Source organism: Bombilactobacillus apium (assembly GCF_013385145.1).
In the GTDB taxonomy this organism is placed as follows: Bacteria; Bacillota; Bacilli; order Lactobacillales; family Lactobacillaceae; genus Bombilactobacillus; species Bombilactobacillus apium.
This window is the reverse complement of the sequence record NZ_JABZEC010000001.1, coordinates 325730-351130: the sequence shown is the minus strand read 5'-3', so window position 1 is coordinate 351130 and position 25401 is coordinate 325730. Positions and strand designations below refer to the sequence as shown.

The 25401-nt window shown below is 35.1% G+C and carries 25 protein-coding genes and 7 pseudogenes; 25 read left to right on the top strand and 7 right to left on the bottom strand.

Annotated features, from left to right (window positions below):
- Window positions 1-50: 50 nt before the first annotated feature.
- The 4 genes and pseudogenes from HU830_RS01765 (at window position 51) to HU830_RS01750 (ending at window position 1664) form a co-directional block, all read left to right on the top strand.
- Window positions 51-620, top strand: coding sequence for a hypothetical protein (locus HU830_RS01765; protein WP_228765697.1), 570 nt, complete (start codon window positions 51-53; stop codon window positions 618-620).
- A 13-nt stretch (window positions 621-633) separates the two neighbouring features.
- Entirely contained in the window at window positions 634-819 is a 186-nt protein-coding gene (locus HU830_RS01760; RefSeq protein WP_176942082.1) for a hypothetical protein, read from the top strand.
- A 60-nt stretch (window positions 820-879) separates the two neighbouring features.
- A pseudogene (locus HU830_RS01755) lies at window positions 880-1443 on the top strand (hypothetical protein); the annotation flags it as partial.
- Window positions 1444-1472: 29 nt separating this feature from the next.
- Window positions 1473-1664, top strand: a complete 192-nt coding sequence (locus HU830_RS01750; RefSeq protein ID WP_228765695.1) for a hypothetical protein — start codon at window positions 1473-1475, stop codon at window positions 1662-1664.
- A gap of 92 nt (window positions 1665-1756) precedes the next feature.
- On the opposite strand, the pseudogene HU830_RS01745 reads toward HU830_RS01750, so the two are convergent.
- A pseudogene (locus tag HU830_RS01745) lies at window positions 1757-2686 on the bottom strand (IS30 family transposase).
- Window positions 2687-2950: 264 nt separating this feature from the next.
- On the opposite strand from HU830_RS01745, the pseudogene HU830_RS08745 reads away from it, so the two are divergent.
- The 6 genes and pseudogenes from HU830_RS08745 to HU830_RS01725 form a co-directional block, all read left to right on the top strand.
- Window positions 2951-3235, top strand: a pseudogene (locus HU830_RS08745) (GNAT family N-acetyltransferase); the annotation flags it as partial.
- A gap of 35 nt (window positions 3236-3270) precedes the next feature.
- Window positions 3271-3519 (top strand): annotated as a pseudogene (locus HU830_RS08740) (glycosyltransferase family 2 protein); the annotation flags it as partial.
- Window positions 3520-3538: 19 nt separating this feature from the next.
- Window positions 3539-4135 (top strand): glycosyl hydrolase family 8, encoded by a 597-nt coding sequence (locus HU830_RS08735; RefSeq protein ID WP_228765693.1) that lies wholly within the window; start codon window positions 3539-3541, stop codon window positions 4133-4135.
- A gap of 557 nt (window positions 4136-4692) precedes the next feature.
- Window positions 4693-5805, top strand: a complete 1113-nt coding sequence (wecB, locus tag HU830_RS01735) for a non-hydrolyzing UDP-N-acetylglucosamine 2-epimerase (RefSeq protein WP_176942112.1) — start codon at window positions 4693-4695, stop codon at window positions 5803-5805.
- A gap of 388 nt (window positions 5806-6193) precedes the next feature.
- The gene (locus HU830_RS01730; protein WP_176942080.1) at window positions 6194-7057 is read left to right on the top strand and encodes an ABC transporter ATP-binding protein; all 864 of its coding nucleotides are present in this window, start codon (window positions 6194-6196) and stop codon (window positions 7055-7057) included.
- A 1-nt stretch (window position 7058) separates the two neighbouring features.
- Window positions 7059-7911 (top strand): annotated as a pseudogene (locus HU830_RS01725) (ABC transporter permease).
- Window positions 7912-8355: 444 nt separating this feature from the next.
- Here HU830_RS01725 and HU830_RS01720 read toward each other — a convergent pair.
- Entirely contained in the window at window positions 8356-8556 is a 201-nt protein-coding gene (locus HU830_RS01720) for a restriction endonuclease subunit S domain-containing protein (RefSeq protein WP_176942079.1), read from the bottom strand.
- A gap of 159 nt (window positions 8557-8715) precedes the next feature.
- Entirely contained in the window at window positions 8716-10050 is a 1335-nt protein-coding gene (locus HU830_RS01715) for a dihydrolipoyl dehydrogenase family protein (protein WP_176942078.1), read from the bottom strand.
- 587 nt (window positions 10051-10637) lie between these two features.
- On the opposite strand from HU830_RS01715, the gene HU830_RS01710 reads away from it, so the two are divergent.
- The 6 genes and pseudogenes from HU830_RS01710 (at window position 10638) to HU830_RS01685 (ending at window position 17218) form a co-directional block, all read left to right on the top strand.
- Window positions 10638-11441, top strand: a complete 804-nt coding sequence (locus HU830_RS01710; protein WP_176942111.1) for a YitT family protein — start codon at window positions 10638-10640, stop codon at window positions 11439-11441.
- Between the two features lie 18 nt (window positions 11442-11459).
- Window positions 11460-13082, top strand: a complete 1623-nt coding sequence (locus HU830_RS01705; protein ID WP_176942077.1) for an APC family permease — start codon at window positions 11460-11462, stop codon at window positions 13080-13082.
- A 43-nt stretch (window positions 13083-13125) separates the two neighbouring features.
- Window positions 13126-13404 (top strand): annotated as a pseudogene (locus HU830_RS09130) (recombinase family protein); the annotation flags it as partial.
- Between the two features lie 216 nt (window positions 13405-13620).
- A complete protein-coding gene (locus tag HU830_RS01695) occupies window positions 13621-14451 on the top strand; it encodes a DegV family protein (protein WP_176942076.1) in 831 nt (276 codons plus the stop codon).
- A 440-nt stretch (window positions 14452-14891) separates the two neighbouring features.
- Complete coding sequence (locus tag HU830_RS01690; RefSeq protein WP_176942075.1) at window positions 14892-16004, top strand: SLC13 family permease; 1113 nt, start codon at window positions 14892-14894, stop codon at window positions 16002-16004.
- Window positions 16005-16606: 602 nt separating this feature from the next.
- Window positions 16607-17218: a YdeI/OmpD-associated family protein gene (locus tag HU830_RS01685; RefSeq protein ID WP_176942074.1), complete on the top strand. Its 612-nt coding sequence runs from the start codon at window positions 16607-16609 to the stop codon at window positions 17216-17218.
- A gap of 240 nt (window positions 17219-17458) precedes the next feature.
- Here the strand turns inward: HU830_RS01685 and HU830_RS01680 are convergent, their stop codons facing one another.
- Complete coding sequence (locus HU830_RS01680; RefSeq protein WP_176942073.1) at window positions 17459-17761, bottom strand: type II toxin-antitoxin system YafQ family toxin; 303 nt, start codon at window positions 17759-17761, stop codon at window positions 17459-17461.
- Window positions 17751-18029, bottom strand: coding sequence for a plasmid mobilization protein (locus HU830_RS01675; RefSeq protein ID WP_176942072.1), 279 nt, complete (start codon window positions 18027-18029; stop codon window positions 17751-17753). Before HU830_RS01675 ends, HU830_RS01680 begins: the two co-directional genes overlap by 11 nt.
- 94 nt (window positions 18030-18123) lie before the next feature.
- Between HU830_RS01675 and HU830_RS01670 the strand changes: the two genes are divergently transcribed.
- Window positions 18124-18711, top strand: a complete 588-nt coding sequence (locus HU830_RS01670; RefSeq protein WP_176942071.1) for a site-specific integrase — start codon at window positions 18124-18126, stop codon at window positions 18709-18711.
- 70 nt (window positions 18712-18781) lie between these two features.
- On the top strand, window positions 18782-19129 hold the full coding sequence (locus HU830_RS01665; protein WP_176942070.1) for a bacteriocin immunity protein: 348 nt from the start codon (window positions 18782-18784) through the stop codon (window positions 19127-19129).
- A gap of 33 nt (window positions 19130-19162) precedes the next feature.
- Here the strand turns inward: HU830_RS01665 and HU830_RS01660 are convergent, their stop codons facing one another.
- A complete protein-coding gene (locus HU830_RS01660) occupies window positions 19163-20311 on the bottom strand; it encodes an MFS transporter (protein ID WP_324196250.1) in 1149 nt (382 codons plus the stop codon).
- Window positions 20312-20320: 9 nt separating this feature from the next.
- Window positions 20321-20758 carry a MarR family winged helix-turn-helix transcriptional regulator gene (locus HU830_RS01655; protein WP_176942068.1) on the bottom strand — a complete coding sequence of 146 codons (438 nt, stop codon included), beginning with the start codon at window positions 20756-20758 and terminating at the stop codon, window positions 20321-20323.
- A 274-nt stretch (window positions 20759-21032) separates the two neighbouring features.
- Between HU830_RS01655 and HU830_RS01650 the strand changes: the two genes are divergently transcribed.
- From HU830_RS01650 to HU830_RS01620, 7 genes and pseudogenes are all read left to right on the top strand, one after another.
- On the top strand, window positions 21033-21836 hold the full coding sequence (locus tag HU830_RS01650) for a ParA family protein (protein WP_176942067.1): 804 nt from the start codon (window positions 21033-21035) through the stop codon (window positions 21834-21836).
- 13 nt (window positions 21837-21849) lie between these two features.
- Window positions 21850-22101, top strand: coding sequence for a ribbon-helix-helix domain-containing protein (locus HU830_RS01645; protein WP_176942066.1), 252 nt, complete (start codon window positions 21850-21852; stop codon window positions 22099-22101).
- A gap of 61 nt (window positions 22102-22162) precedes the next feature.
- Window positions 22163-22540, top strand: coding sequence for a hypothetical protein (locus tag HU830_RS01640; protein ID WP_176942065.1), 378 nt, complete (start codon window positions 22163-22165; stop codon window positions 22538-22540).
- 498 nt (window positions 22541-23038) lie between these two features.
- Window positions 23039-24022, top strand: a complete 984-nt coding sequence (locus HU830_RS01635; RefSeq protein ID WP_176942064.1) for a replication initiator protein A — start codon at window positions 23039-23041, stop codon at window positions 24020-24022.
- Between the two features lie 147 nt (window positions 24023-24169).
- A complete protein-coding gene (locus HU830_RS01630; RefSeq protein WP_176942063.1) occupies window positions 24170-24325 on the top strand; it encodes a hypothetical protein in 156 nt (51 codons plus the stop codon).
- A gap of 45 nt (window positions 24326-24370) precedes the next feature.
- Window positions 24371-25096, top strand: coding sequence for a Fic family protein (locus HU830_RS01625; protein WP_176942062.1), 726 nt, complete (start codon window positions 24371-24373; stop codon window positions 25094-25096).
- Window positions 25089-25377 (top strand): annotated as a pseudogene (locus HU830_RS01620) (helix-turn-helix domain-containing protein). The gene HU830_RS01625 and the pseudogene HU830_RS01620 overlap by 8 nt, the downstream one beginning before the upstream one ends.
- Window positions 25378-25401 lie beyond the last annotated feature (24 nt).

Genomic DNA, 25401 nt, shown 5'->3' with positions numbered 1-25401 from the left:
GGCTAAACTTTACTTTAAAAGAATAGAGTTTGGCTATGGGGGGATATCCTATGGGGGATTTGAATTACTACTCTGACTTGTTGCAGTGCTCCTACACTGAAGCTATTGAAACTGTTCGTCAAAAACATGGTTTGGTTAAAGATAATTACTTTCTCGAAAAATCTTACTATAGATTTTTGAATGGAGAGATTAAGAATATTACTCCAGGAAAGTACAAGAGAACTAAAGAGGGGCTTTATTGCCACCATATTGATGAAAATAAGGCTCTTAACTTGGGCAATAAAACTTTTATTAAAAAGTATAGCTATCCGTATTCAATGCAGGTAAAAGAAAGATTAGTCTATGTTGATGCTGTAGAACACCTTATTCTTCACGCTTTGATAACCTTTGAAACTAAGGGAGAGTTTGGTTTTCCAGGTTACGTAACGATGTTAGAACCTAGTTTCCAAGATTGGTATATTCAAGGTAATATTCCTAATCCATCTTGGAGAAAGGCCTGCTATGACCGTGCATTCTTAAATTCAGATGATGCTAAGAGCTTACTTTCTAGTATTCGTACAAATTTATTGATAGGATATCATCCAACGCTGGAAGAACTTCAGCAAGTATCTTTTAGGTAAAGGAGTTAATTTGATGGTTGATAATATTACTTCAGATGAAATCTTAAAAGAAGTTGAGCAAGTCGATCTCCAAGAGTTATTGGATCGATCTCTACATGAAACAAGTAGCGATAAGAAAGAACTATTCCATGCTCTTTACACCTATGCCCTGGGGCAACGTCAAAAGGATATTATTAGTGCGCCAGGCTTTGATATCTAATGGGCAAACCAAAGTATATTATTGTGGCTGGAATTAATGGTGCCGGAAAAAGCACCTTATATTGGTGGTGATGAACCTGACAATTCCCTAAAATTAAAGACGTTGTATCACGAATATGCGCATAGTCAGCTACATGGGTTAAAAGCAGCTTTTAAAGATCGCCCACGAGCCTATCAGGAAACCCAAGCCGAAGCGGTCGCATATGTTGCCATGCAAAATATTGGCGTTGATACCAGTAACTACTCACTTGGTTATGTGGCTACCTGGGCTAAAGATAAAGCCGTGATCCATAGTGCTTTGAGTGAGATCCAGCAAGTGAGCAACAAAGTGATAGCGCTTAGTGACGGGCTAACCAAACAATTAGGCTTACAGGAAGCGCAAAAAGATCCTGAACATGATCTAAAAAAGCGATCAGCCAATGAACTTAATCAGTCGTATCAAGGCTTGCAACAACAAATTAAGCAAGCAACTGATCCCCAACAAAAATCAGAACTGAAAAACCAGTTAAATGATGTTCACCAAGAAATAAGTAATCGAACTCAAAAACAGTTGCAAAATTTTGTGAGACAAGATCCAGAAATCAAGCAGTCAAGGCAAACTGAATCCCAGCAAAGACAACTATAACTAATGTGTTTTAAAGGAGAGAAACAAATATGATCGTACAACGAATTTTTAAAAATTCAGACGCTAAAGAGGTTGCTAACTTAGTTAAAGAAACTATGTTAACTACCAACATAAAAGATTCTTCTAACGAGTATGTAGAGAATGATTTGAAACATCTTACTGCTCAAAATTTTAAAGATCGAGCAAAGAACTTTCACTGTTATGTATTTATTAATTTTTAAACAAAGTTGAAGAGAAAGATGATAAAATAGAGCTATGCTTAAAATTTGATTACCAGGAGTATTATTATGCAGCTAAATGGTAGATTGCAAATTTAATCCGAATTTTTTGACAAATTAGTCAGCATCACCTGGTAAGGTGTTTGCCAGGTAAGTACTTTAAGGGGGCGCTGGTTAATTTCGAGTAACGTCGTTGTTAAATCTTGAGCACTAATGTGCTCAAAATAAGTCCCCTTAGGGTAAAAATAACGTAAGTTCCGATTGAACCGTTCATTACTGCCGCGTTCAGCGGGCGTGTAAGCATGGCAGTAATAGGTCGGAATACCGTATTGTGGTTCAAATAACACTAGCTTGCTAAACTCAGTGCCGCGATCGACAGTAAAGCTGTGTACTGGCCCTTTAAAAGTTGCTAGAAACTTTTAAAGGGCTTCATTAACAGCTGCTGCCGTCCGATCTTTTAATTGATAGGCCCAAAGAAAACGTGATTTACGATCAAATAAAGTTAATAAAACGGCCTTACTATGCCCGCGAGGGCCAACCACCGTATCTATTTCAAAATCACCGATGCGGTTACGTTGGTTAATCACGATTGGTCGTTGTTCAATTGACCGTCCTAATGATTGATTATATTTAGAACGTTGGTCAAGGTTACGCCGTTGGCGTAGACCATGTTCAGGTAGTTCACTCAAAGAGAATTCAAATTTTCCCTGATATAACCAATTGTAAATAGATTTAGTCGCTAGTTTAAGTTCATGAGCAATCATTTCTGGTGACCAGCTTAGACGTAAATGGTTTAGAATGGTTTGCTTTAATTTGGCATTCAGTTTAGTTTTTCGGCCACATCGTGCCCGCTTAGATTCAGCGTTGGTCTGTGCCAACTCAGCTTGATAAGGTTGACAACGAGATAATTCATAAGAAATCGTGGACGGCGATCGTTTTAACCGTTCAGCCATTTTGGCATTGGTCAGTCCTAGTTCACAAAAGGTTTCGATTTTAATTCGTTCAGAATAGGTTATACTAGACAAAAGATCAGCTCCTAAAAATGGGTTTGTGGTAAATACCATTTTAAGGGAAGCTGATCTTTTTTATCCGAACAGCGTTCGGATTAATTTTACAATCTACCTTAAACTATAAACTATTTAAAATTTTGGAATTATAATTAGCACTGCTTTATGACTCACACGGGAACTATAAAAAAGATAAGAGATTTGCGTCGTCGAACAAGGGGAGTTGCAAGGCATAGTTTAAATGTTCAATTCAATTTCGTTTATTATTTCAATAATACTGTAAACAAGATCATTGCTGTGGGTTTAATTGGTGCATATTGGGGCAAAAAAGATGAAAGTAGTTTGTTCAACATTTTTGTATCTCCTGAATATCAAGGATGAGGAATTGGCAAACAACTTATTCAGACATTGGAACAGGACAAATATTTTAAACGAGCCAAACGAATTGAAATACCTGCTTCAATTACTGGTTTAGGCTTTTACCAAAAAATGGGTTATCACTTTAAGAATGGCAACAATTCTCTTGATGATGAACAACTTTACCGACTGGAGAAATTCAATAATTAAGAAGGTATATTAGGTAGTTAATATACCTAACAAAAATTATGCAACTTTTGTTATTTAATTGGATCTTAATGATTGTTTTATATATCTTACAAATTTCTGTAGCTTTATCAACTCAGTTTGGACAAGCCACTACTAATCAAATTTGGATCGCATTTGTCTCTTATTTTACTTATTCACAGTTGTTCATTTTTGTCTCTGTTCATGCTGTAGTGTCCGTATGTCTGGATTCCTTACTTCATCGCAATGGCAATGTTTGGGTTAAAACCAAGCGATTTAACAACTAGTGGAAAGGATTTTTAAATAATGAAACACTTAAAATTTATATGGGCTTTTATTGGTCTTATAGCTATCCTTTATATTGCTATTTTACTATTCATTCGGCTTAAAAGCCCTAATAATACTGAATACAAAATATATAATAGTTGGCGTGAAAACTATGTAATTCAAAAAAATAAGCATGAATCTTTTGTAAATACTAGCAATAAAAAAAGTCATCCTGTCGCTCTTTCTGAGGGACAGGGTTATGGTTTATACCTAACTGCTAAAGCTGGAACTAAAGGATGGGCCAAACAAAAAGAATACGATAATTTATTAAATTACTATTTAGCACACCGAGAATATCTTGGAGTAAAGCATAATCAATCCACTTATCTTATGCAATGGCGCCAATATCAAAAAAATAAAAAATGGTCTAGTGACGCTAATAGTGCAACAGATGGTGATTTATTTATCGCCTTTAGTCTTACTCAATCTAAAAAGGCGTGGCCAAAACGTGCGAAGTTTTATCAAAAAGTTGAGCATAAACTAGCTAATGATATCTTGACCTACGAATATAATAAAGAAACCAAAACTTTAACCGTAGGCGATTGGGCCACAAAAAATCACCTTATCATAATTTAATGCGTACTTCTGATGTTTCACCAGAAATTTTTGATACGCTTTATAAGACAAATCATGATCGCCGTTGGTTATCAATTAAAAATAATATGCTCAATCACATGGTCGATTTAAGTAATAAACATAAAACTGGCCTCATTCCTGACTTTGCATGGGTAACTACTAACAGTACTCGTCCTGTACAGGAAAAAACAATTTAAAGTAAATATGACGGAGATTATGCTGCTAACGCGTGTCGTGTTCCTATGATGCTAGGTTCTAGTAATGACCCACGCGCTAAAAAAATTATCAACAAAATGCTAAATTTCTTTAATAAGCAAAATCAGATTACGGCAGGGTATACCTTAACAGGTACTCCAATCAATCACTATCAATCAAATAGTTTTATTTTAAGGCACCTATTTTTTATGCTGCTAAACAGAATAAAAATAGTAGAAACGAAGAACTTTTTTTTAGTCTACAAAGTATATTTTCAAAATCACTTATTCAAGATAATTATTATGACGCTACTTTAACCACTATAATAGCTATGGAAGGAGTTAACTAAAGTGTTAAAGTTAATGACGATTTTCGGTACTAGACCTGAAGCAATTAAAATGTTCCCCGTTATAAAAGAAATAGAAACCAATCCCAATATGGTTTCAAGTGTTGTAGTTACTGGTCAGCATAGAGAAATGCTACAACAAGTTCTAAACATTTTTCATATTCATCCTGATTATAACTTAGACATTATGGAGAAAAAGCAAACTCTTTCAAAGATTACTAGCAAGGTAATTCTTGGACTTGATCAAATTTTGGAAAAAGAACAGCCTGATTTGATTTTAGTTCATGGAGATACTACTACTACAATGGCTGCCAGTTTAAGCGCTTTCTATCATCAAATTCCAATTGGTCATGTTGAAGCAGGATTACGTACTTGGGATAAGTATTCCCCTTTTCCTGAAGAAATAAATCGTGTGATAACCGATGATATGGCTGATTTATATTTTGCACCGACACAACTTAGTAAAGACAATTTGCTTAAAGAACATCATGACGCAAATAAGATTTATATAACCGGAAATACAGCTGTTGATGCACTTAAATATACTATCCAAGCAAATTATACGCATGAAGTTTTAACGCAAATACCTCGCGGTCATAAAATGATTTTATTAACTATGCATCGACGCGAAAATCAAGGACAACCTATGCGAAATGTCTTTAAGGCAATTAAAGATGTAGTTATGGCTAATCCAAAAATTGATATTGTTTATCCCGTTCATTTAAGCCCTCGTGTCCAAGAAATAGCACACGAAGCATTCGATAATGTTGACAATGTTCATCTAATTGAACCTTTAGACGTTATTGACTTTCACAATATGGCTGCAAATAGCTATTTTATTATGACAGATTCTGGTGGGGTGCAACAAGAGGAAGCTCCCTCATTAAACAAACCTGTACTTGTGTTGCGTACATCAACTGAACGTCCAGAAGGAGTTAGAGCAGGTACTCTTAAAATAGTTGGAACACAAACTGGCAATGTTAAATTAGCAATGGAGGAGCTTTTAAATAGTCCTAAAAAATATCAGGCTATGTCTAATGCTAAAAATCCATATGGAGATGGTTATGCCGCAAAACGTATTATCAAAGCATGTCAAGAGTATTTGGGGGAGCAAGAATCTGTTCAGTAATTTTATATTTTATTTCTAAAAAACTAATTGATCATTATCATGAATTTGTGCTGGATGACTTAGACGGTATTAATTATGTCCTTATGTGAATTCTGTGTGGAAGTTTTGATAAGTGGGTATTTCACTACAAGATAAATATATAATCGTTAAAGTTACTTTTGCTTAAATTAAATGGCATATTGATCCAACGTAAAAAACGCGCCCCATACACCCAGACAAGTATTATAATATCAGTATTAAAACAGGATTTAGTAAGAGAAAAGCTGTAAATATTTTGCAACCTTTCCGATTATTGTATTTTTAGCAAAAATTTTAATTAGCAATTTTTTCATCAAAATAAAAATTCTCAATGATAGAATTTTCCCTAGTTCTGAAAGCAGGTGGCAAAGTGATTATTCAAACAAGTAATCTCACTAAAGTTTATCAGACAGAAATTGCGGTCGACCATATTGATTTAAAAATCAAAAAAGGAAGTCTGACTGCTTTGTTAGGGCCTAATGGTGCTGGTAAAACAACAATCATATCAATGCTCACGGGGCTTTTGAAGCCGACTGTTGGAATTATAAAGATGAAAGCAGAAACAAAGATTAGTATGGTTTTTCAACAAAGCATTTTAGATAACGATCTAACGGTTAGAGAAAATCTACTTATTAGAAATAAACTTTATAAAAAATCAAACGTTAATTATATTGATACCTTAATTGATCAAGTAGGACTAGCGCAATTTATTGATCGAAAATACCGTCAACTTTCTGGTGGTCAACGTCGACGAGTTGACATTGCCAGAGCTTTACTCAATCAGCCTGATGTTATTTTCTTAGATGAACCCACAGCGGGTCTAGATATTCAAACTCGATCAGCAATCTGGAATTTATTATATTCATTTCAGCACAATAATAACCTTACAATTATTTTGACCACTCACTACCTTGAAGAAGCAGATAATGCAGATAAAGTTTATATTATTGACCGCGGCAAAGTAATTGCAAGCGGGTCGGCTACTGAGATTAAAGCACAAAATTCCAACAATAAACTAACAATTGTTTCTGAACATGCAGATTACTTAATGAAACTTATTCCAGGTGAAATAAACCATACGCAATTTAATCATAAAATCGTTTGTTTTCCCGCTGATTCTGATGAAGCCCTAACATTATTGTTAAAGTTTCGTATCTATGTTAAAACTTTCACTTATCAAGACGGTACAATGGATGATGCTTTTTTGTCACTTACCGGAAGGAAGATGCGCTGATATGATCATTTTGGCAAAAAGGAATCTATTATTGTATTTTCGCAATTACTCTGAAGTAATTTTATCATTATTAGGAGCAATGATTTCGTTTCTCTTATATATTATTTTTCTGAAAAAATCAATGATAAACAGTTGGCAGATCATACCAAATTCGCGTCAATTACTTGATCTTTGGATAATTGGTGGCACCCTATCAGTCACTGCCATTACAACTACTCTAGCTTTATTAGGACAACTGATTGATTAAGGATAAAGAGAATAATGTTATTAAGGATTTTTATTTAACCGATCTTTCTCGTTTCGAAATAAAAATTAGTTATATGTTAAGTGCAACATTAATCGGCTTTATTATGCAACTGATAATGCTTATTTTTATGATAACCTATTTTTCATTTACAGATAATCTAACTATTCCGTGGAATTCATTAGCAATTGTAATTTGTGTTGCTCTTTTTAGCTCTTTACTAGCAGTTGTCATTAATATGCTATTCATTCAATTTATAAGTCGTTTTGACTCTCTTGGAATTTTGGAAACCATCATAGGAACCACTTCTGGATTTTTAGTCGGCACCTATGTTCCAATTGGTATTCTTCCTAATTTCGCGCAATTTCTTATCAAATTAACACCTGGAGCATATGTAGCAGCGATTTACCGACAAATACTTATGACAGATAAATTAAGCACAATCTTTCATAATCAACGAAGTGATTTTGAAAGAATAATGGGAATCAAGCTAGAATGGTGGCATTTATTGACAGAATTTCAAACAATTTTATTGCTTGTGTCGATTCTTTTAGTAGGGATAGTTTTCTTATTGTTTATTGAGCTAATTCGAAATAATAAACGGGACTGACTGCTTAAGGTCTGAAACATTGACCAATTTTTAAAGAACATGCCATAAAGAACATGCCATAATGAAGACGGAAAAAATAAGCCTCACCGAAAACAGAAATTCCTGTGCAAGCCACTTCAAAAGCGGTGGCCTTAGCTAAAGAACAATATTAAGCCACCCCATAACCGATTAAAGTTATGGGGTGGCTTTTTATTTGTGGTGCTTGTTGATGTAGCTGAGTCGCACAAAGAACATACCAAACAACCATATAAACGAGAGTGTCTGGAAGACACTTATTGAATATGAAATCTTCTTGAAGATTATTTCATGTTCACCTCGCAAGGAAAAATACAGTCACTACCTTTAAAACTTCTTACTTAATCCATTATATAGGTGAATTAAGTATTGACCAAGCGCGTTAAAAATTAAGGCATGGAAGTTCATAGGGTCTTAAATTTAACCAGATTAAGGATCAGCAAAACATCTTTTGCAGATACCCTTTTTGCGTTTTTTAAACTTACTCTGATAGAAGGTAATAGTCTCATCAACTTGTTGGAAGAAAACATCATTTTTTTGTTGCTCTGCAAAATTTGTAACCATTATTCCAGCACTTTTTATATCATTTGAACTAATACTTTTAAAAGTTGGCCCAATGCTATATTTCATCCTATTAAGTTGATGAAAGATAAATCCATTGCCCTTAATTGCAGAAGCTCCACAATTAATAGCCACATCATAATTAGTTTTACCAATATTTCCAGTAGAACGTGAACATTTAAAATTATTTACTAAATAATGAATAGATCCATGTTATTAGTAATTATTTTATGACAATTGCGTCCATGCAGCAGAACCAATTGATGGGAACAAGTAGACCAGTCTATTCAGTTCTGCCGGTCCAAACTTAAATTCAATTGCCGGCAATAATGTATTAATGACATTTTCAGCCTGTTCGCTAACCTCTGTCACGCCTACCAAGTGATGTTGCTTATCAAAAACCATTGAATTATCACCTATGGTCTCATTATCAACTTGACGATACCAATCATCTGGTAGGTAGTTAGTTTCAATTTGATAACTCTTTTCCTTACCTTCTTCTATGGAAAGACCTGCTTTAGCAATTCGTGGTGATGTGAAGACAACAGATGGAATAACCGGATAGTTAATCGGATCATTGATTTGTCCTGAAAAACGCTTAGATAAGTAAGTCGATTCAAAAATGGCCGTTGGCGTTAACTTAGGTTGTGCTTTATCAATCACGTCTCCTGAAGCATAGATATTATCAACACTTGTTTGTAAATAATCATTTACTTCAATCCCGTGTTGGTTATATTTAACTCCAATTTTATCCAAACCAATTTTTTCAACATTTGGAATTCGGCCGGTTGCATCCAGAATCCAATCAACAGTTAAGGTGCGACTATCCCCATAGTGGACTTCAACTTGATCACCAGATTTCTCAAACGAAGAAACACCAGCATTTTTTACAAACTTAACCCCTCGTTTTTCCAAATCTTTGACAACTTGGGCAACATAAGGGTGATAGAAGTTTCGAAGTACCTGATCACCATGCATGAGAACCGTAACATTGGCGCCTGCGGCATTGGCGATAGTCGCAAATTCCATACTAATGTACCCGGAACCAATAATAGCGATCTGTTTCGGCAATTTGGTTAAACTCATAAATGCACGACTATCATGAGCCAATTCGGTTCCTGGAATATCCAAACGGTGTGGCCGCAATCCAGTTGAAATGACAATTTTTTCAGCTGTCTTCGGTTGCCCGTCAACTAATACCGTATGATTATCTTTAAAGGTCCCTTTCCCATGAATCACGTCAATACCGGAATCCTTAAGTAAGCCGCCAATCATTCCTGGCAAGCCCTTAATGACATCCTGCTTGTGAGCCTCACTCTTGGTCCAATTAATGGACAGTTGTCCTTCAACAATGCCTTGAAGCTGCTCGACTTCCCTTGTCAATGCCACAGGTGCATCCAATGTGATTTTTGCGTTACAGCCATAATTCGGACAGGTACCGCCAATCATATCTTCTTCAATAATACCAACCTTGACACCAGAATGTGCAAGGGGAATCGCCCCATCAAAAGTCCCATGACCACTTCCGAGATATAAAACATCATAATTGTATTGATTTGCCATAAAATTGCCTCCAATTTGTGAAATCAACTATCAAACAAGAAAAAATTTTTATCATTTGCACATAACCATCCACGCTATTATAAGATACAAAAAGGAAAGATACAAAAAACTGGTTGATAACTTACTATACAGCTTAAGTTAGTTTCAATATTGTTAATGACAACCAATTTTTAAACTAACTCTTAAATATTATCGTGATAATGCTATATCACATATATCAAGTTTAAAGCTGCACATCAACGCAAGCAACCATGTTGAGTGGATTTGTACGAGATTTCAATGTGATCTTTTCATTCTTCATATCGGCTCAATGGTATCAATTACCTTCTGGCTCCCCTAATCAGTAAATAGTTTACGATCATTTATATTGCTGATCAAAATTAATGATCGTAATTGATTGGATTATATTTTAAAAAGATCATCATCTATCAGAAGGGTTTACATAATAGCCAAGCATCCACTCTAATTTCAAATTGAAGCACAAATAATTTTGACATTGGATAAGTAGGTTATATGATTAATTTAGGACTTAGATATCTTAAGGAGGCTATTAATATCAATAAAAAAATGCGAAATCATTATTTTTAATCGTCATAGGATCCTTATTATATGCCATTGCAATTAATTACTTTCTTATTCCAACTAAGTTAGGCGAAGGTGGTGTAACTGGATTAACAACCATTGCTTTTTACACATTAAGAGTACCCACGTATCTAACTAATTTTGTTTTAAATACGCTTTTATTGATAATTGGCGTTAAGTTTTTAGATAAAAAAACAATTTTGTTATCACTTTGGGCTGTCTTATGGCTATCAATTTTCTTAAAACTACCCGTTTTTTTACACTATCAAACTAGTCAAACGATTATTCCCACTATTTGTGGTGGAATATTAACTGGAGTATCAATGAGTCTCATATTGAATTCGCATGGTTCTATTGCAGGTAGCACAATTTTGGGAAAAATTTTTAATAAATATTGGGGCATTCCTATTGGTTATGCAACATTATTTTTTGATTTAGCCGTGGCCATACCTTCAATATTCATTATAGGCTTTGAAAACACTATACTGACCATATTCGAGTTATATATATCTGCAAAGATTACAAATATTTATTTATCGAAGTTTGGTTCAAAACGAGTTATTCAAATTATTTCTAGCCATTATAAAGAAATATCACAGGCACTATCAAATAGCTTACACCAAGGTCTTACGTTAATCGAAGCACATGGTTTTTATAGCAAGAAAGAGAATCCAATTATTTATTTAATTTGTACCTCACACCAAATGGCCAATATTATTCCTATGATTAATAAAATAGATACTAATGCATTAGTCGTGTCTGATTCAATAAGAAGTGTGCGAGCTGCAGAATTATATCGGATACTATAGTAAATAAAGGAGAACATAGTGAAAAAATCAAAAGGAAAAATTGGCTTGTTTAATGCCGTTATGTTAGGAATCGGTTCAATTATTGGCTCAGGATGGCTATTCGGGTCTTGGCAAGCATCACAAGTTGCTGGACCTGCTGCAATTATCTCTTGGATCATCGGTACCATTATTACTTTAGTGATTGCGAATAATTATATAGAATTAGGAGCTATGTTGCCAGAAAATGGTGGCATTAGTAAATATGCTCAATACTCACACGGTTCCTTACTAGGGCATATTTCTGCTTGGGCTAATTGGATATCACTTATTGTTACCTTACCAATTGAAGCTGTAGCTTGTGTTCAATATATGAGTAGCTGGCCGTGGCATTGGGCTTCATTCACACATCGTTTAATGTCCAATGGACAAGTCACTTTTCAAGGCTTACTAGTAGTTTATTTATTTATCGCCGTATTTTCTTTTGTTAATTATTTTTCAGTAAAACTATTAATGCGGTTTACAGGTTTAATTTCTAGTTTTAAAATCATCATTCCCTTAATAACAATTATTGCATTAATGTTAAGCAGTTTCCACGTAAGCAATATTGGTATTACGTCAGGTAAATTTATGCCTTATGGATCAGCTACAATTTTTCAAGCTACAACAACAGCTGGGATTATTTTTTCTTTGAATGCTTTTCAAACAGTTATTAATATTGATAGCGATTTAAAAAAAACTGAAATTAATATGAAACGAGCTGTGCATATTTCGTTATTCCTCAGTGCAATTATTTATATACTGTTGCAAATTGCTTATCTAACGGCTATTTCACCTAATAAAATTACAAAAGTTGGTTGGGCAGGTATTAACTTTGATTCACCTTTTGCTGATCTAGCAATTATTATTGGATTGCAATGGCTATCTCTAATATTATATATTGATGCCTTTATCTCACCTTTTGGAACAGGTGTTTCAAACTCTGCCTCTGGTAGCCGAGCATTAGCTGCAATGGCTGATAATGATCATTTGCCCAAATCTATTGGGAAAATTGATTTAAAATCAGGCATACCTAGAAATGCGGTATTGGTTAATGGTGCTGTTGGTATCTTAATGGTGACTTTTTTTCGTTCATGGAGTATGTTGGCAACCGTTATTTCAACCTTAATGTTGATTGCATATTTAACAGGTCCTGTGTCGGTGGTTTATCTACGAGAAAAAGCACCTAATATGGAGAGACCATTTAGAAATAGGAAGGTTAATTTTTTTGCGCCACTTTCCTTTGCACTAACCTCATTGGCTGTTTATTGGGCAATGTGGCCAACTACAATTGAAGTTATTATAATTATTCTCTTAGGTGTACCTATTTACCTGTATTATGAATGGAAAAAAGGATGGAAACATATTGAAGAACAATTATCTGGTAGCTCATGGATGTTTTTTTATCTAATTTTTATTTCTTTACTTTCTTACATTGGTAGTAAAGAATTTAACGGCATTGGTGTCATTAAATATCCTTGGGATTTTCTTGTCGTTATTATAGGATCATTATTATTTTATGAATGGGGTATAAATAGTGGCCAAATTACAAAGTATTTTAAACATGCACGAAAATTAAATTATTTCAAAGTAAAAATTCCAAAGGAAAAAAAGAAAAATAGATAATGAGTTGAACTTTCAAGCTTACTTTTTTGATTAACTGTTGCACTTGCGGGCGATACTTCGGAATCTCCGCGATGACGATGAAGTCATCGTGGTGAGTCTGGATCGATTAGGTCGAAATTCAACCGATTTAGCAACGATTATGGAAGTCATTTGTCACCAAAGGGCTACGTTGAATATCTTGAATTTACCAAGTATTAATCGGATTGACAACCTGAACTTACGGACCATAATGACTAACATTATCATTGAGTTGTATAAATATATGGCTTAAGAGAAACGGGAAATCATTAAGAAGCGCCATGGAAAGTATCGAGACAAAGTTTGAGAGTACGGACCCTCACCGAATCATTAAAAACACTATATTTACAAAAAGTCTGCTAGGTGCTAATTCGACGAAAATAGGAATATAAATTAATAAAACGTCATAATGCTTATATGCTGGAGATTGCCTTGTAATATTATATTGAATTGAAAAGTATCGTACAGAAGAAAGCTAAGAACTCATTTATGTTGTTATTATAAAGAGAGGTTGATTTTTATGATTCACATTGTTACAGACTCTACTGCTCAACTTACTGATCAAGAGATTAGAACTAATCACATAACGGTTATTCCATTAACGGTTACTTTAAATGGTAAAAATTATCGAGATAAAATTGATATCAATCGAAATGAGTTTTCAAAGCAACTCAAAACAAATAGCAAATTTCCTCAAACTAGTCAACCATCAGTAGGTGATTTTATCGAAACTTATAAATGGCTTTTCCAACCAGGAGACCAAATTATTTCAATTCATATTGGTGCAGTTCTTAGTGGTACTGTTAAAACAGCCCAAATGGCCGCAAATCAACTAACAACCCCAATAAAGATACTTGATAGTGGATTAACAGATCGTGGGTTAGGATTAGTTGTTCTAAAGGCAGCTAAGCTAGCTCAATCACAAACTACAGCAGAAAAAATAATATTACAACTAAAAAAATATATATCACAAATCACCTTAACTTGTTTCGTTAATAGTCTTGATTATTTGGTTAAAGGTGGTAGAGCTAATCGTGCAACTGGATTTATTTCTTCCTTAATTAATCTTAAACTAGAGTTAGCTATGTCTAATGGAGAGTTAAAGGTGGTGCACAAAGCTCGTGGTAAACATGGTATGCAAAAATTAATTAATCAAGTAATCGATATCATTACTAAAGATCCTCAAATTACACAGGTAGGATTATCATATGTTGACAGTCATCAGGATACAGATGCCATTGAAACGACTTTAAGAAATCAACGTCCCGATTTAAAAATTATTAATCAATTAACCAGTCCAACAATTATGACTCACGTTGGTCCAAAAGGTTTTGCAATCATTTTTGCCTAAAACGACTCAAAAATAGCTTCCCGTGATCATTAGTTGAACTCTAGAAGAGAGTAATCTTACAAACTATTTGATCTATATAAAAATAAAAGGGAAAAAAAGAATCATCGGTTTTTACATGTCTTTGGACTACATTAACTTTTCTATCTTTGAAGGAGTATGATCACTAATGAAGATTTCAATCTGTATTGATGATTTGTTAATGGACAACACGATAAATTATTATCGCTACAATAGCTAAAAAAGCATACATATTTCTGAATAACAGTGGGCAATTAACCTGGTTTTATTTGATTATAAAAACACCGATATCTTGGGAGAATCTGTAAATGAAATTTATGCACAGGCACAAGAATGATCATACAAGTCTTCTTCCTATTCACGAGTAAACGGGTTTATAAAAGTTGATACTAAAAAAAGGCATGAAAAAGGAGATGACCTAATTGGGTACTGTCTTCCGACGAATTATCAGCGATAAAATTTTTAATATTGCATTAGTTTGCGCGGGATTGAGCTTTTTGGTTGGAACACCACAAGTTACCGAGATTAACTGGAACACGATTGGAACGTTATTATCGCTCATGATTGGTGTTCAGTTATTACGAGCTATGCATATCTTAGATGCCTTAAGTGATTGGCTATTAGTCAAATCACAACATACTCGACAGATGACACAATTTTTTATTCTATTAGCATTTTGTGGATCAATGTTTTTGACTAACGATATTGCTATTCTAACTTTGATTCCCACCTTTATGACACTGGCTCATCATCAAAAGGGAACAATTGCTTATCCATTAACCTTGATTGTGATAGCAGCAAATCTTGGAAGTTCCTTTACACATATTGGAAATCCTCAGAATCTTTTTCTTGTGACATATTATCACGTTAATATACTGACTTTTTTCCAATTATCGATTCCACTAATGATCGCCAGCCTAATTCTTTTGGCAGTGTTAAGCTTGTGGATACCAAAAAATTCTATAGCGATGATTTCTAAGAAATCAGTCACCATTCATGCTCGCCAAATTAGTATTACAACGGGTCTGATTGGATTTATCATGCTTGGAATTTTCAATTTAGTACCAATTTTATTAGTTATTATTGTTACTGTTGTTGTCGGATTGATAATTGACCGGCACGTCTTTCAACACGTTGATTATGCCTTGCTATTAACATTCGTTTGCTTTTTTCTTTTTGTTAGTGCTCTTAGTCACAATTTATACATTACTCACTGGTTAAATCAATTAATGAAAACACCACAGAGTATTTATGTTACCAGCTTAGCTACTAGTCAAGTGATTAGTAACGTTCCAGCCGCTATCTTACTAACTCATTTTACACACTACATACCAGCACTGTTCCTAGGTGTTAATATTGGTGGACTTGGATCAAGTGTGGCCTCTCTTGCAAACTTACTTGCAGTAAAACAATTATTATTATTCAATGGTCAGCAATCATTATGGTATTTTTTAAAAGTGTTCACAATATTAAACCTGATTGGATTGTTTATATTAGGCATTTGGGGGTGGCTCTACTTGAAAATGTATGCATAATGGCCACTATAAGTTAAATCAAAATCGAAGAGCTATACCTTAATATTACAATTTTTGTTATAGAATTATCTGTCCCACTGATTAATTGATAAATTACGGTGTAGAAATTTTTAATTCTCAGAAAAATATTTAACAAACGTTTCAATAGTTGATCCCGTAAAGATATAGGTTGGAAATTATGATTCTAACTCAATAAGTATAAGAAGGACAATTAAGTGCACTAAGATTGTCCACAAGCATTATGGAGCTTGGTAGATTAATAATTTTTATATAGAAAACATTACCATACTTTTTAAAAATTTAATAAGGTCCATCTCTGGAGTTTTGGTACTTATTTACGTTGCAATTTTTGAAAGAAATTTTTCTATGTTTTGATTTACAGATCTTATTGAGATTTTTGCGTTATTCTTTGCTTTTTTATGAAACTTTAAAAAACTAAACAATACAAAAGAAGATACAGTATGCCCCTGTATTAAATATTATAGATAATCATTTTAAGATTCATTTGTGAATAATAGACCCTCTTATCATACAAGTCATCACTCAAGAAAAATGACTTAAAATTTGTGAGCGTAAAAAAATTAAGCGTGAGGTAAATATATATGAGTATTCAAGATCCTCAAAATTTGTTAAATGTAACCAGCAGAAATGAATTTCGTAAGTGGTTAACTGAAAACTATACCCAAACCCAAGAATGCTGGGTTATGGTTAAACGTGGAATACCACAAACGGACACTAATTTTTGGTATATTGACGCTGTTGAAGAAGCAATGTGCTTTGGGTGGATAGATAGTACTTACAAAGTGATTATCCCAAGTAAACCAGCTTTTCAGCGATTTGTTCCTAGAAAACAAGGTAGCATCTGGTCGGAATTAAACAAAGCCAGATGTATTCGAATGGAAAAACAAGGGCGAATGACTGCTGCGGGAAAAGCAAGATTACCTGACATGAATCCAAATAGCTTTAGAATGGATAAAAGAATAAAACGAGCCCTTAAAAGACGTCCAGGAGCCAGGGAATACTTTTGTGAGTGTCCCCCTCTCTATCAAAGAGTTCGAATTGATACAATCCAAATTAAGGCAAACAATGCAAAACTTTTTAGAAAAAGAATGACTAAATTTGCTAATGCATGTCGTGATCATAAAATGATTGGTCAGTGGAGTGACGGGGGCCGACTAAACGACATCTATATAAACGTTTGGGCTGATCCGTAAGATCCAACTATGGCTGATTCAAATAACCAGGTATGGCACTAGTAATGCCGAAGTTTGAATTATAACACTTAAAATGCACAAAGCTGATTATTTTTAGGGCCCATTATCTAGTAATAGACCCTGGCAAAACTTGATTTACCGGCCTCTTTATTTTAGACTTGAAAGTAAGGGGCAAAAACAGCCAAAAAAGTATCAAAATAGCCCCTGGTTTCTAATTGAAATCAGGGGCTTCATTTTCATCTATTGTGTCAAAATTTCATGTGGCCCTGTGGTAACTAACAGTAAAATCAACTCGTCATGGTCTAACTGATAAACCACGATCCAACCGTCATATTGCTTCCCATAACTCCCATATCTTGCTGGATGAAATTCCCGATAACCTTGCCATTTTCCTGTTAAGGCATGGTCTTTAATACGTTTTAACATGGCAAGATCTTGGTCAATGATTGCTGCCAAACATGGTTTTAACACTTTAACGGGAAAATGCTTCTTATTAAGCCGTTTTAACTCCCGCTCAAACGCTTTAGTCGCCTTAATCTTCATCTAGTTGATCAATCCAATCGTCAAAGTCAGCCAAAGAACCGATCTCAGTCACTTTGTTATTTTCAGCTTCATGCTTGGCTGCTAAAGCTTCCGTAGAATTTAAGAAACTCACTAAACGAACCTCATTATTAGCCGCTTTTACTAGTGACAGCCGGATATATTCCGAGACCGTTAGGCCTTGTTTAGCCAGATTTTCTTTGGCCCGTGCGCTAACTTCTGGGGTTACGCGGGTCGAAACAGTTTTATTCTTAATAGTGGCATTACTCATTTACGTCACTCCTTTGTTTACGATCGTATTACATAATTTATTATAACTAAAAACACTCAATCTAGCAAATATTACTCTAGGAGGATAAATTACCATGGAACAAAAAGTCTTACCGATCAAAGATTCCAATGTCTTAACCCAAGTCCAGCGGTGCTTACAAGAAGATTTTAAAGCTGGTCGCCGCAACTACACTATTTTTCAAGTCGGTAAAGCAACTTTATTGCGTGTCAGCGACATTCTCCGGCTCAAACGGACCGATGTCTTTGATGACCAAGGAAATGTGCGTCAAAACACGTTTCTCCACGATCATAAGACTGGCAAAGCCAACCGCTTATACTTAAAACCGGTTACAGGTGACCTCATGCTCTATCAAAAGTGGTTACAGCAAGAAAATTTAGTCTCACCCTGGCTTTTTCCGTCGATCCAGCACCCTGACAAGCACATTACCGAAAAACAGTTTTACAAAATCATGACCAAAGTCGGGGATCTCCTTAATTTAGATTATTTAGGGACCCATACCATGCGTAAAACAGGTGCTTACCGGGTCTACGTGCAGTCGAATTACAATATCGAGCTAGTCATGCACCTGCTGAATCATAGTAGTGAGGCTATGACCCTAGCTTATTTAGGCCTAGATCAAGCTAGTACGGAAGAAATGTTAGATAATATTGACTTTGGTTAGACTTGATTTATCTCATTTGGAGTACAATTAGTTTAAACAGTTCCAAATTTTAAAAGAGAAGGTTTATTAAATGTCTGATTTAGCAAAAGAAGACGCACAAGAATTATTTAATTATTTGGAGAAAAGACGTACAGCAAATAGCTCACCTGAACTACTTGATATTATGGATGTCCTCTTACAAGTGATCAAAAATATCTCTTCAACTAAAAATCCTGCTGCTTTGGTTAATCACTTAGTTAACTATATTCGGAGCATTGCTTTGGCCGGTAGAATCCATTTTTCAAAACCAGAAGAAGATCTAATCATTAAACTAGAAATTTTCGGTCAAAAAGCCGTTTTAAATGGTGCTTATATGGCAGATTTTTCTGATAAATCTTATTTCTATAAGTGGTCAGAGGAATTCCCTAATCGTCATTAATTAAAAACAGGGTCCATTTGTTATTAATGGGCCTTAATTTATATGATCAAGACTTTTTCGATTGACAAAATAAATTACCCATATCAAAGGTAAAGTTACCAATATTACCGGATAAAAATAAGTTAATGGAAATAAACTACGGATTGCTCCACCTACAATTGGCCCTAGAGCCATACCTAAATCAATCCCCACGTAAAAGGTACTATTAGCCAGTCCACGTTCATTATCATGTACGATTAACAAGGCAGCTGACTGACAGACAGAAAACATTAAACCAAAACCGCCTGCAAAACCAAGTGCCGCCACAACCATAATTAAATTGTTTGTCAAATGCGTTAAGGCCAACAACCCAACCAAAGCACACAGCAAACCAATATATAAAAATTTTCCAAACGATACTGTATCAAAAAGGTTCCGCAATGCAATACGCAGAATAAGTAATATTACAGCATAAATTGGGAAAAGGCTTTCTGTTGAAACGGCCAAATGCTGAGCTGAAACATAACTAACAATATAGGTTTGTGTTGCAAAGTATGGTAGTGCAAACAGCATTAAGATTAAAGCAATAGGTAGGACTTTTGGCTGAATGATCTTCATCCTGGGAGCTGCGTCATTTTGCTTTGGTTTTACTGGCTTTCCGTGATCGCCAACAAATTGAACAAGTCTTGTCATAAGTACCCCAAAAACAGCGGCTACTATAAATACTGCCTGGTAACTAACTTGATGATATAGATAAATCCCTAATGCAGGGGCAATGGCAACTCCTAACGCGTTTGTTAAGCCATATATCCCCATACCAGAGCCTGTTTTCTCTCGTGGTAAAAGGCTAGCCATCCAGGTTGCCATACAAGACGTACATAAAACATAGCCAATGCCATTAATTATACGAAAAAGAAGCAACAAAAAAGAATTAACAGAAAAAAGGTAACCTATACTTGCAATTACTAGGAAGATCCCACCCAAAGAAGATAGTGCGTACTTAGAATGGTGATCAGTTAAATTTCCCGCCACGGGACGCAAAACCAATGAAGTTAGGTTCATAATGCCGGCAACTAAACCCGCTATAAGTTCGCTACTGCCTATGCTGCGAGAAAAACCAGTAATTATAGGATTGACTAACATTGGACTAGACAAGTAAAAAAAAGTAGCTACAAGTATAATAATAATGTTACGCGTGTAAATTGTTTTTTTTCATTTTCTCTCTTCTTTCAAATTAGCAACTGCCTTGCCCAATAGAACAATAAATTTTTCCTTCTCGGCAGAAGAAAAGTTATTTAAAATTTTTTCCCCTGTATACGAGCCATTTTTTTGCAATTGTCTACACATTTTATAGCCAGCATCACTTAAAAAAATAAGCTTAGCACGTTGATCTGTAGGATCAGACATGAGTTTTACATACCCTTTTTGGACCAAACGCTGAGTGATCATTTGGGCACTTTGATGTTGAATATGTTTAAACTTCTTTAAATCAGAAATTGAACTCTGGGGGAAATCATAGAAAAAGTTTAAAGCATCTGCCTGTCCAGTAGTTATGTTCAAAGCTTTAAGATGTGCGTTACGTGTAGCAAGCAATGCATTTGCTAATTGAAAAACCTTTCTAGCAACCACAAATTCTTGGTTTAAAGACATGAAATCACTCCTTTTGCGCTTATTATACAACCGACTGTATATTTTTGCTTATGTTCTTTAAATTTATTTGGAAAATATTAATTGTCTCTTTTAAAAAACTTCTGATAAGTCCACGTTATGTCAAATCTAACTTAGAGTTAATTAATTGACGGTCTAAAATCTTGATAAAAGAAGGCTTTCAAAAATAAATAAACATTCAATTTCATTATTTGATAAATTGTTTATTTATTTGTTTGTCAGTGGTATAATTTAGCTAATTGAAGGGGGCATTGAAATGAAGATTATTACTTTTACTGCTATCAAGGGTGGTGTTGGTAAAACAACTTTGACCTTGAATTATGGTGATTGGTTAGCCAAACAAGGTAAAAAAGTTCTACTAATTGACTTAGACCATCAGTGCAATTTAACAACTGTTTTTGAAAAAACAAGGCGCAATAATACAATCGCTGAAGCGTTTAAAGAAGAAAATGCCCAAAAAGTTAAGATTGACCAGGTAGCGTCTAACCTAGATTTAATAGCTGGTTTTATAGACCTCGATGTTCTTGGAAGACATCTAGAAAACAGCAGTAACAAAGAAATGATGTTGTTCATGTGGTTTAAAAACAACGCCAATTTATTAAGATTTAGTGACTACGACTATATCTTAATTGATACACACCCGGATTTCGGTACCATCACTAAAAATGCCATTGCTATAAGCAATTATCTACTTAGTCCCATCACCCCTAGTGAACATGGCTACAATGCTAAGTTCGACTTGGAAATTCGCTTAGAAAAATTCAGAAAGTCACTTTTTGATTATCGAACTGGTGAAACTTACGTCGACGCAAAGCTCTTTTTTGTTGCTAATATGATCAGACACAATACAAGTATGTCTCGTGATTTCCTAAAACATATAGAGAATGATGAAACGGTAGCAACTATAATCCCTGAACGGGAACTATTTAATAAAGCTACTGCAAGACACGCCTCAATATTTGAGTTAGCCAACCAGGATGAATCCATTTTAAAACAAAACCAAAAATTCATCGAACAAGCCGACCAGCTTTTTCAACAATTAGCAAATAAAACTAAGTAAGGGGAGTTAAATTATGAGTTTAGATACATTCAACCAAAAGAAAGACGAAGAAATGAGAGAAAGTTACGAAACCACATTGAAAGATAGCAAGAAAGACAATGCAGCAGCTTTTTTGAAAAACATTAGTCGGAAAGAAGTAGAACGCAAACGCTCCGTGACCTTTTCAATTACCGAAAGTCAGCTTAACAAGATGGATAAGGCTGCCCGACAAAACGGATTTAAAAATCGTTCAGAGTTTTTGGCTTCGATTATAGATGCAATTTAATTATTTATTAATTTGTTTTGTTAATAAATAATTTATCAGGTATTATTAGGATGTGTATATCTTGAATCTTAAAATAACTACCTTATTTTTCAGCGCCTGCATTGCCGTTTTTTGGTTAGTGCCTGCCATCAAGAGTGTGAAGAGCCATCGAATAGATGATCGTTTCTTTTTTAGGCAATGGCTATTTCCTCTACAATACTGGTTGCAAATTTTATTTGAAAAATGGACAGGTAATCGCAGATCAGTAATTCGTATATTGCAAATAGTATCCTTGTTTGTTACTTATTTTTCCGGATTACTTATGCTTTTGATTTTCAGTGCTTTTGATGGGGACTTGCTTAAACACCCTGAAGCATTTATGCTGTTCGAATATTTGCTAATATCTTCTATTGCTTATTGGTTCCAGCCAAAGGCGGGCAAAATATACAAGACCAAATAAAGTTGTCGCTAGGTAAGCGCTATGCTAGACTAAGATTAATTTAACAACCGAATAAAGAGATCAAGCTAAACATAAAAATCCCCGATTCACGAGGAATCAGGGATTTTGGGTTTAGCAAGTAGCTATAGGACAGCTACTTAGATTCAGTCGATTTTCACCGCCAAGTTAAAATCGACTGAACATTGTTCTTAATTTGTAGGTTAATTATACCGCAAACCAGTCCTAGAGGACAAGTGAAGGATAGTTAAAAACAAATTAAAGCCAATGGACTAAGTAGCTAACCGGAGCTATTTAGTCCATTTTTGTTGTTAAACTAAAAAAGTTGCCGACTGGGCAACCCGGAATAGACACATGCTGGTAAATTACAAAGCATTCATTTAGCGGTGAGGCTTTGTAATTCAGTTAGAGCATATCAGATTTGTATTGTAATGCAAGTCAAATGTTTTAGCAACTCTCTTTTGAGACAGCGTGTGTCGGTCAAGAAAGGGAGTTTTTATAATGGATCAAGCAAATTTCAAATTTTATCAAGCTGACAACGTTTATAGGGCCTTGTTCTTTCAGTTTCCCAAAGTATTAATGTATGGCCAACAATATCGAAAGTTAAGTGATACTGCTAAGTTAGCTTACATGGTGCTAAAAGACCGGTTAGAGTATTCTCTACGCAACCACTGGGTTGACGAAGAAGGGCACATCTACTTTATTTTTACCAATCAAGAACTTAAAGATTTGTTCAACTGCTCAAATGATAAATTAGCAGCCGTGAAAAAAGAATTAGAAAATGCTGGGCTACTTTATCAAAAAGCTATGCATTTTAATCCCAAAACAGGGAAAAACGAACCCAATCGACTTTACCTAGCCGAACTAGATATGCAGTCAACCGATGTCTATTTACGTGGTGAATATGCTCAAAAAGAGCCGCAAACCCTTGCTACAAGCAAAAATCCGAAAATCGGACACGATCTAAATTATATTAATAATTTAGATACTGGTAGATACAATATAGATACTCACAAGTTGGACTTTTCCACAACCAATTTCTCACCGGCAGAAATCGAAAAACAAAACCAAGATCTCGTTACCCATGCGGACGACTTCTTAACTGACGAAGATAGTGGGCTACCCGTTTTCTTAGAACCCGAAGCCGTGCAATTGCTTAGTTTCTGGTGCCGCACCCCGCAACAAATGCGCCGGTTTATCGGTATTATTCTGAATGCCAAATACAAAGTTGAAAAAGATCACCAAGATATTGGAGTCTTAATTCCCCTAGATGACGAGGAACTCAAGCCTTTGATGACCAAAGCCCTGAGACGCTACTTTAACGCCCTGAGAAGCCACGAGAAGCACATCAAGAACGCGGAAAATTATCTGTACGGCACCATGCAAAATCTCTTTGCCATTTGGTGGAATAAACAGGCTGCCAGAGAATATGCCGCCAAACACCCCGAGGAGCAGAACACTCACAATGAGGGTTCTTGGAACTAAAACGCATATAAGCTCATTTAAGCCGCTTTAAGTGAAAAAAGCATAATTATATTAAAATAATTTAAAATCTCTCAGAAGAAAGAATAGGTGCCTTGAGTAGTTTAATAGCCGATAACTGACCTAAATAAATGGGAAAGGAGTTTTTTAATGACCAAACCAAGCAAAGAAGGTGAAAAAATAGAGGAATGGTTAACGGACCCGTGGACAGTCGATATTCAAGAAATTTGGGAACAAGCGGCACATAATCCGGATCCTGATAAACGGCAAGAACAAATCATCAACGCACAACACTTTGTGATCTAACATGGAAGAATAATATTTAAAAAAATATAGAAGGAAGGTTAGAACATGACTGAAAAGCAAGCGTATGAGGATCGGTATCATTTTACCCCCGCAGAAAACAAACGATTTGCACGCTCAAACTTTATTAAGTTGGTGCATACAAATTCTCGCTTTGAGGGTGTTAATACGACGTTGCCACAAACGCAAACCATCATGGACGGTATGAGTGTGGCCGGGGTGCCAGTAGAAGATGTGTTAACGATTGTTAATTTAAAGCGGGGCTGGCAATATGTTACGACCCAAACTGAACCTTTAACATTAGCAATGGAAAAGCAAATTAATAAAGTAGTGGCGGCCGAAGACGCCTTAGTTCCTGGTGAGCTACGGCAAGGGCAAGGTGGGGTTGATTTAGGAAGCAAAGAGTTTTTTGAACCACCCCTGGTTGATGAACAAGAGGAACAAACATTTTTACAAAAAACATTGGCTAATTCCCAGACAACTACGACTGATAAAGCTTTGACGGTCTTGTATCATAATATGCGACAACAAATCTTTTGGGATGGAAACAAACGGACAGCCACTTTAAGCGCCAATAAAATCATGATTGATGGTGGCGCTGGATTAATCAATGTCCCGTTAGATCAGTGGGATAAATGGAACGAGTTAATTGCTGATTATTACCGGACTAATGACATGAATAAAATTAAACAGTGGACGTATGACAATGCGATTCAAGGCTTAGAAATCCGAGCAGAATACTATCAACGAAAGGAAGATGAAAAGAATGGCTAATAAAACTTATTTAAACAGATATTAATGATCTTTTTGCTCAAGACTTATAGGATCCAAGTTTTGCTAATGATGTTAAAGCTGAAATGAATAAACTAAACAGTGCCGTGGCAGTACGGAATGAACGAGAAGCTTACGGATGGACCCAACACGATTTAGCGGAAAGGTCAGGTTTACCACAGTCAACAATTGCTAGAGTGGAAAACGGGGCTAACACGAGTATGGATACAATTTCAAAAATTGCTAACGCATTTGGCAAATCATTACAAATTATTTTTACTTAATCTGCGATATATTTGATACTTTCC

Excerpts from the sequence above, each read along its gene's own strand:
- HU830_RS01695 (WP_176942076.1), top strand. The coding sequence starts at position 13,621 with ATGATTCACATTGTTACAGACTCTACTGCTCAACTTACTGATCAAGAG.
- HU830_RS01625 (WP_176942062.1), top strand. The coding sequence starts at position 24,371 with ATGACTGAAAAGCAAGCGTATGAGGATCGGTATCATTTTACCCCCGCA.
- HU830_RS01630 (WP_176942063.1), top strand. The coding sequence starts at position 24,170 with ATGACCAAACCAAGCAAAGAAGGTGAAAAAATAGAGGAATGGTTAACG.
- HU830_RS01680 (WP_176942073.1), bottom strand. The coding sequence starts at position 17,761 with ATGAAGATTAAGGCGACTAAAGCGTTTGAGCGGGAGTTAAAACGGCTT.
- HU830_RS08735 (WP_228765693.1), top strand. The coding sequence starts at position 3,539 with ATGAAACACTTAAAATTTATATGGGCTTTTATTGGTCTTATAGCTATC.
- HU830_RS01760 (WP_176942082.1), top strand. The coding sequence starts at position 634 with ATGGTTGATAATATTACTTCAGATGAAATCTTAAAAGAAGTTGAGCAA.
- HU830_RS01650 (WP_176942067.1), top strand. The coding sequence starts at position 21,033 with ATGAAGATTATTACTTTTACTGCTATCAAGGGTGGTGTTGGTAAAACA.
- HU830_RS01635 (WP_176942064.1), top strand. The coding sequence starts at position 23,039 with ATGGATCAAGCAAATTTCAAATTTTATCAAGCTGACAACGTTTATAGG.
- HU830_RS01655 (WP_176942068.1), bottom strand. The coding sequence starts at position 20,758 with ATGTCTTTAAACCAAGAATTTGTGGTTGCTAGAAAGGTTTTTCAATTA.
- HU830_RS01675 (WP_176942072.1), bottom strand. The coding sequence starts at position 18,029 with ATGAGTAATGCCACTATTAAGAATAAAACTGTTTCGACCCGCGTAACC.
- HU830_RS01715 (WP_176942078.1), bottom strand. The coding sequence starts at position 10,050 with ATGGCAAATCAATACAATTATGATGTTTTATATCTCGGAAGTGGTCAT.
- HU830_RS01685 (WP_176942074.1), top strand. The coding sequence starts at position 16,607 with ATGAGTATTCAAGATCCTCAAAATTTGTTAAATGTAACCAGCAGAAAT.
- HU830_RS01665 (WP_176942070.1), top strand. The coding sequence starts at position 18,782 with ATGTCTGATTTAGCAAAAGAAGACGCACAAGAATTATTTAATTATTTG.
- HU830_RS01750 (WP_228765695.1), top strand. The coding sequence starts at position 1,473 with ATGATCGTACAACGAATTTTTAAAAATTCAGACGCTAAAGAGGTTGCT.
- HU830_RS01720 (WP_176942079.1), bottom strand. The coding sequence starts at position 8,556 with ATGAAATATAGCATTGGGCCAACTTTTAAAAGTATTAGTTCAAATGAT.
- HU830_RS01765 (WP_228765697.1), top strand. The coding sequence starts at position 51 with ATGGGGGATTTGAATTACTACTCTGACTTGTTGCAGTGCTCCTACACT.
- HU830_RS01670 (WP_176942071.1), top strand. The coding sequence starts at position 18,124 with ATGGAACAAAAAGTCTTACCGATCAAAGATTCCAATGTCTTAACCCAA.
- HU830_RS01645 (WP_176942066.1), top strand. The coding sequence starts at position 21,850 with ATGAGTTTAGATACATTCAACCAAAAGAAAGACGAAGAAATGAGAGAA.
- wecB (WP_176942112.1), top strand. The coding sequence starts at position 4,693 with ATGACGATTTTCGGTACTAGACCTGAAGCAATTAAAATGTTCCCCGTT.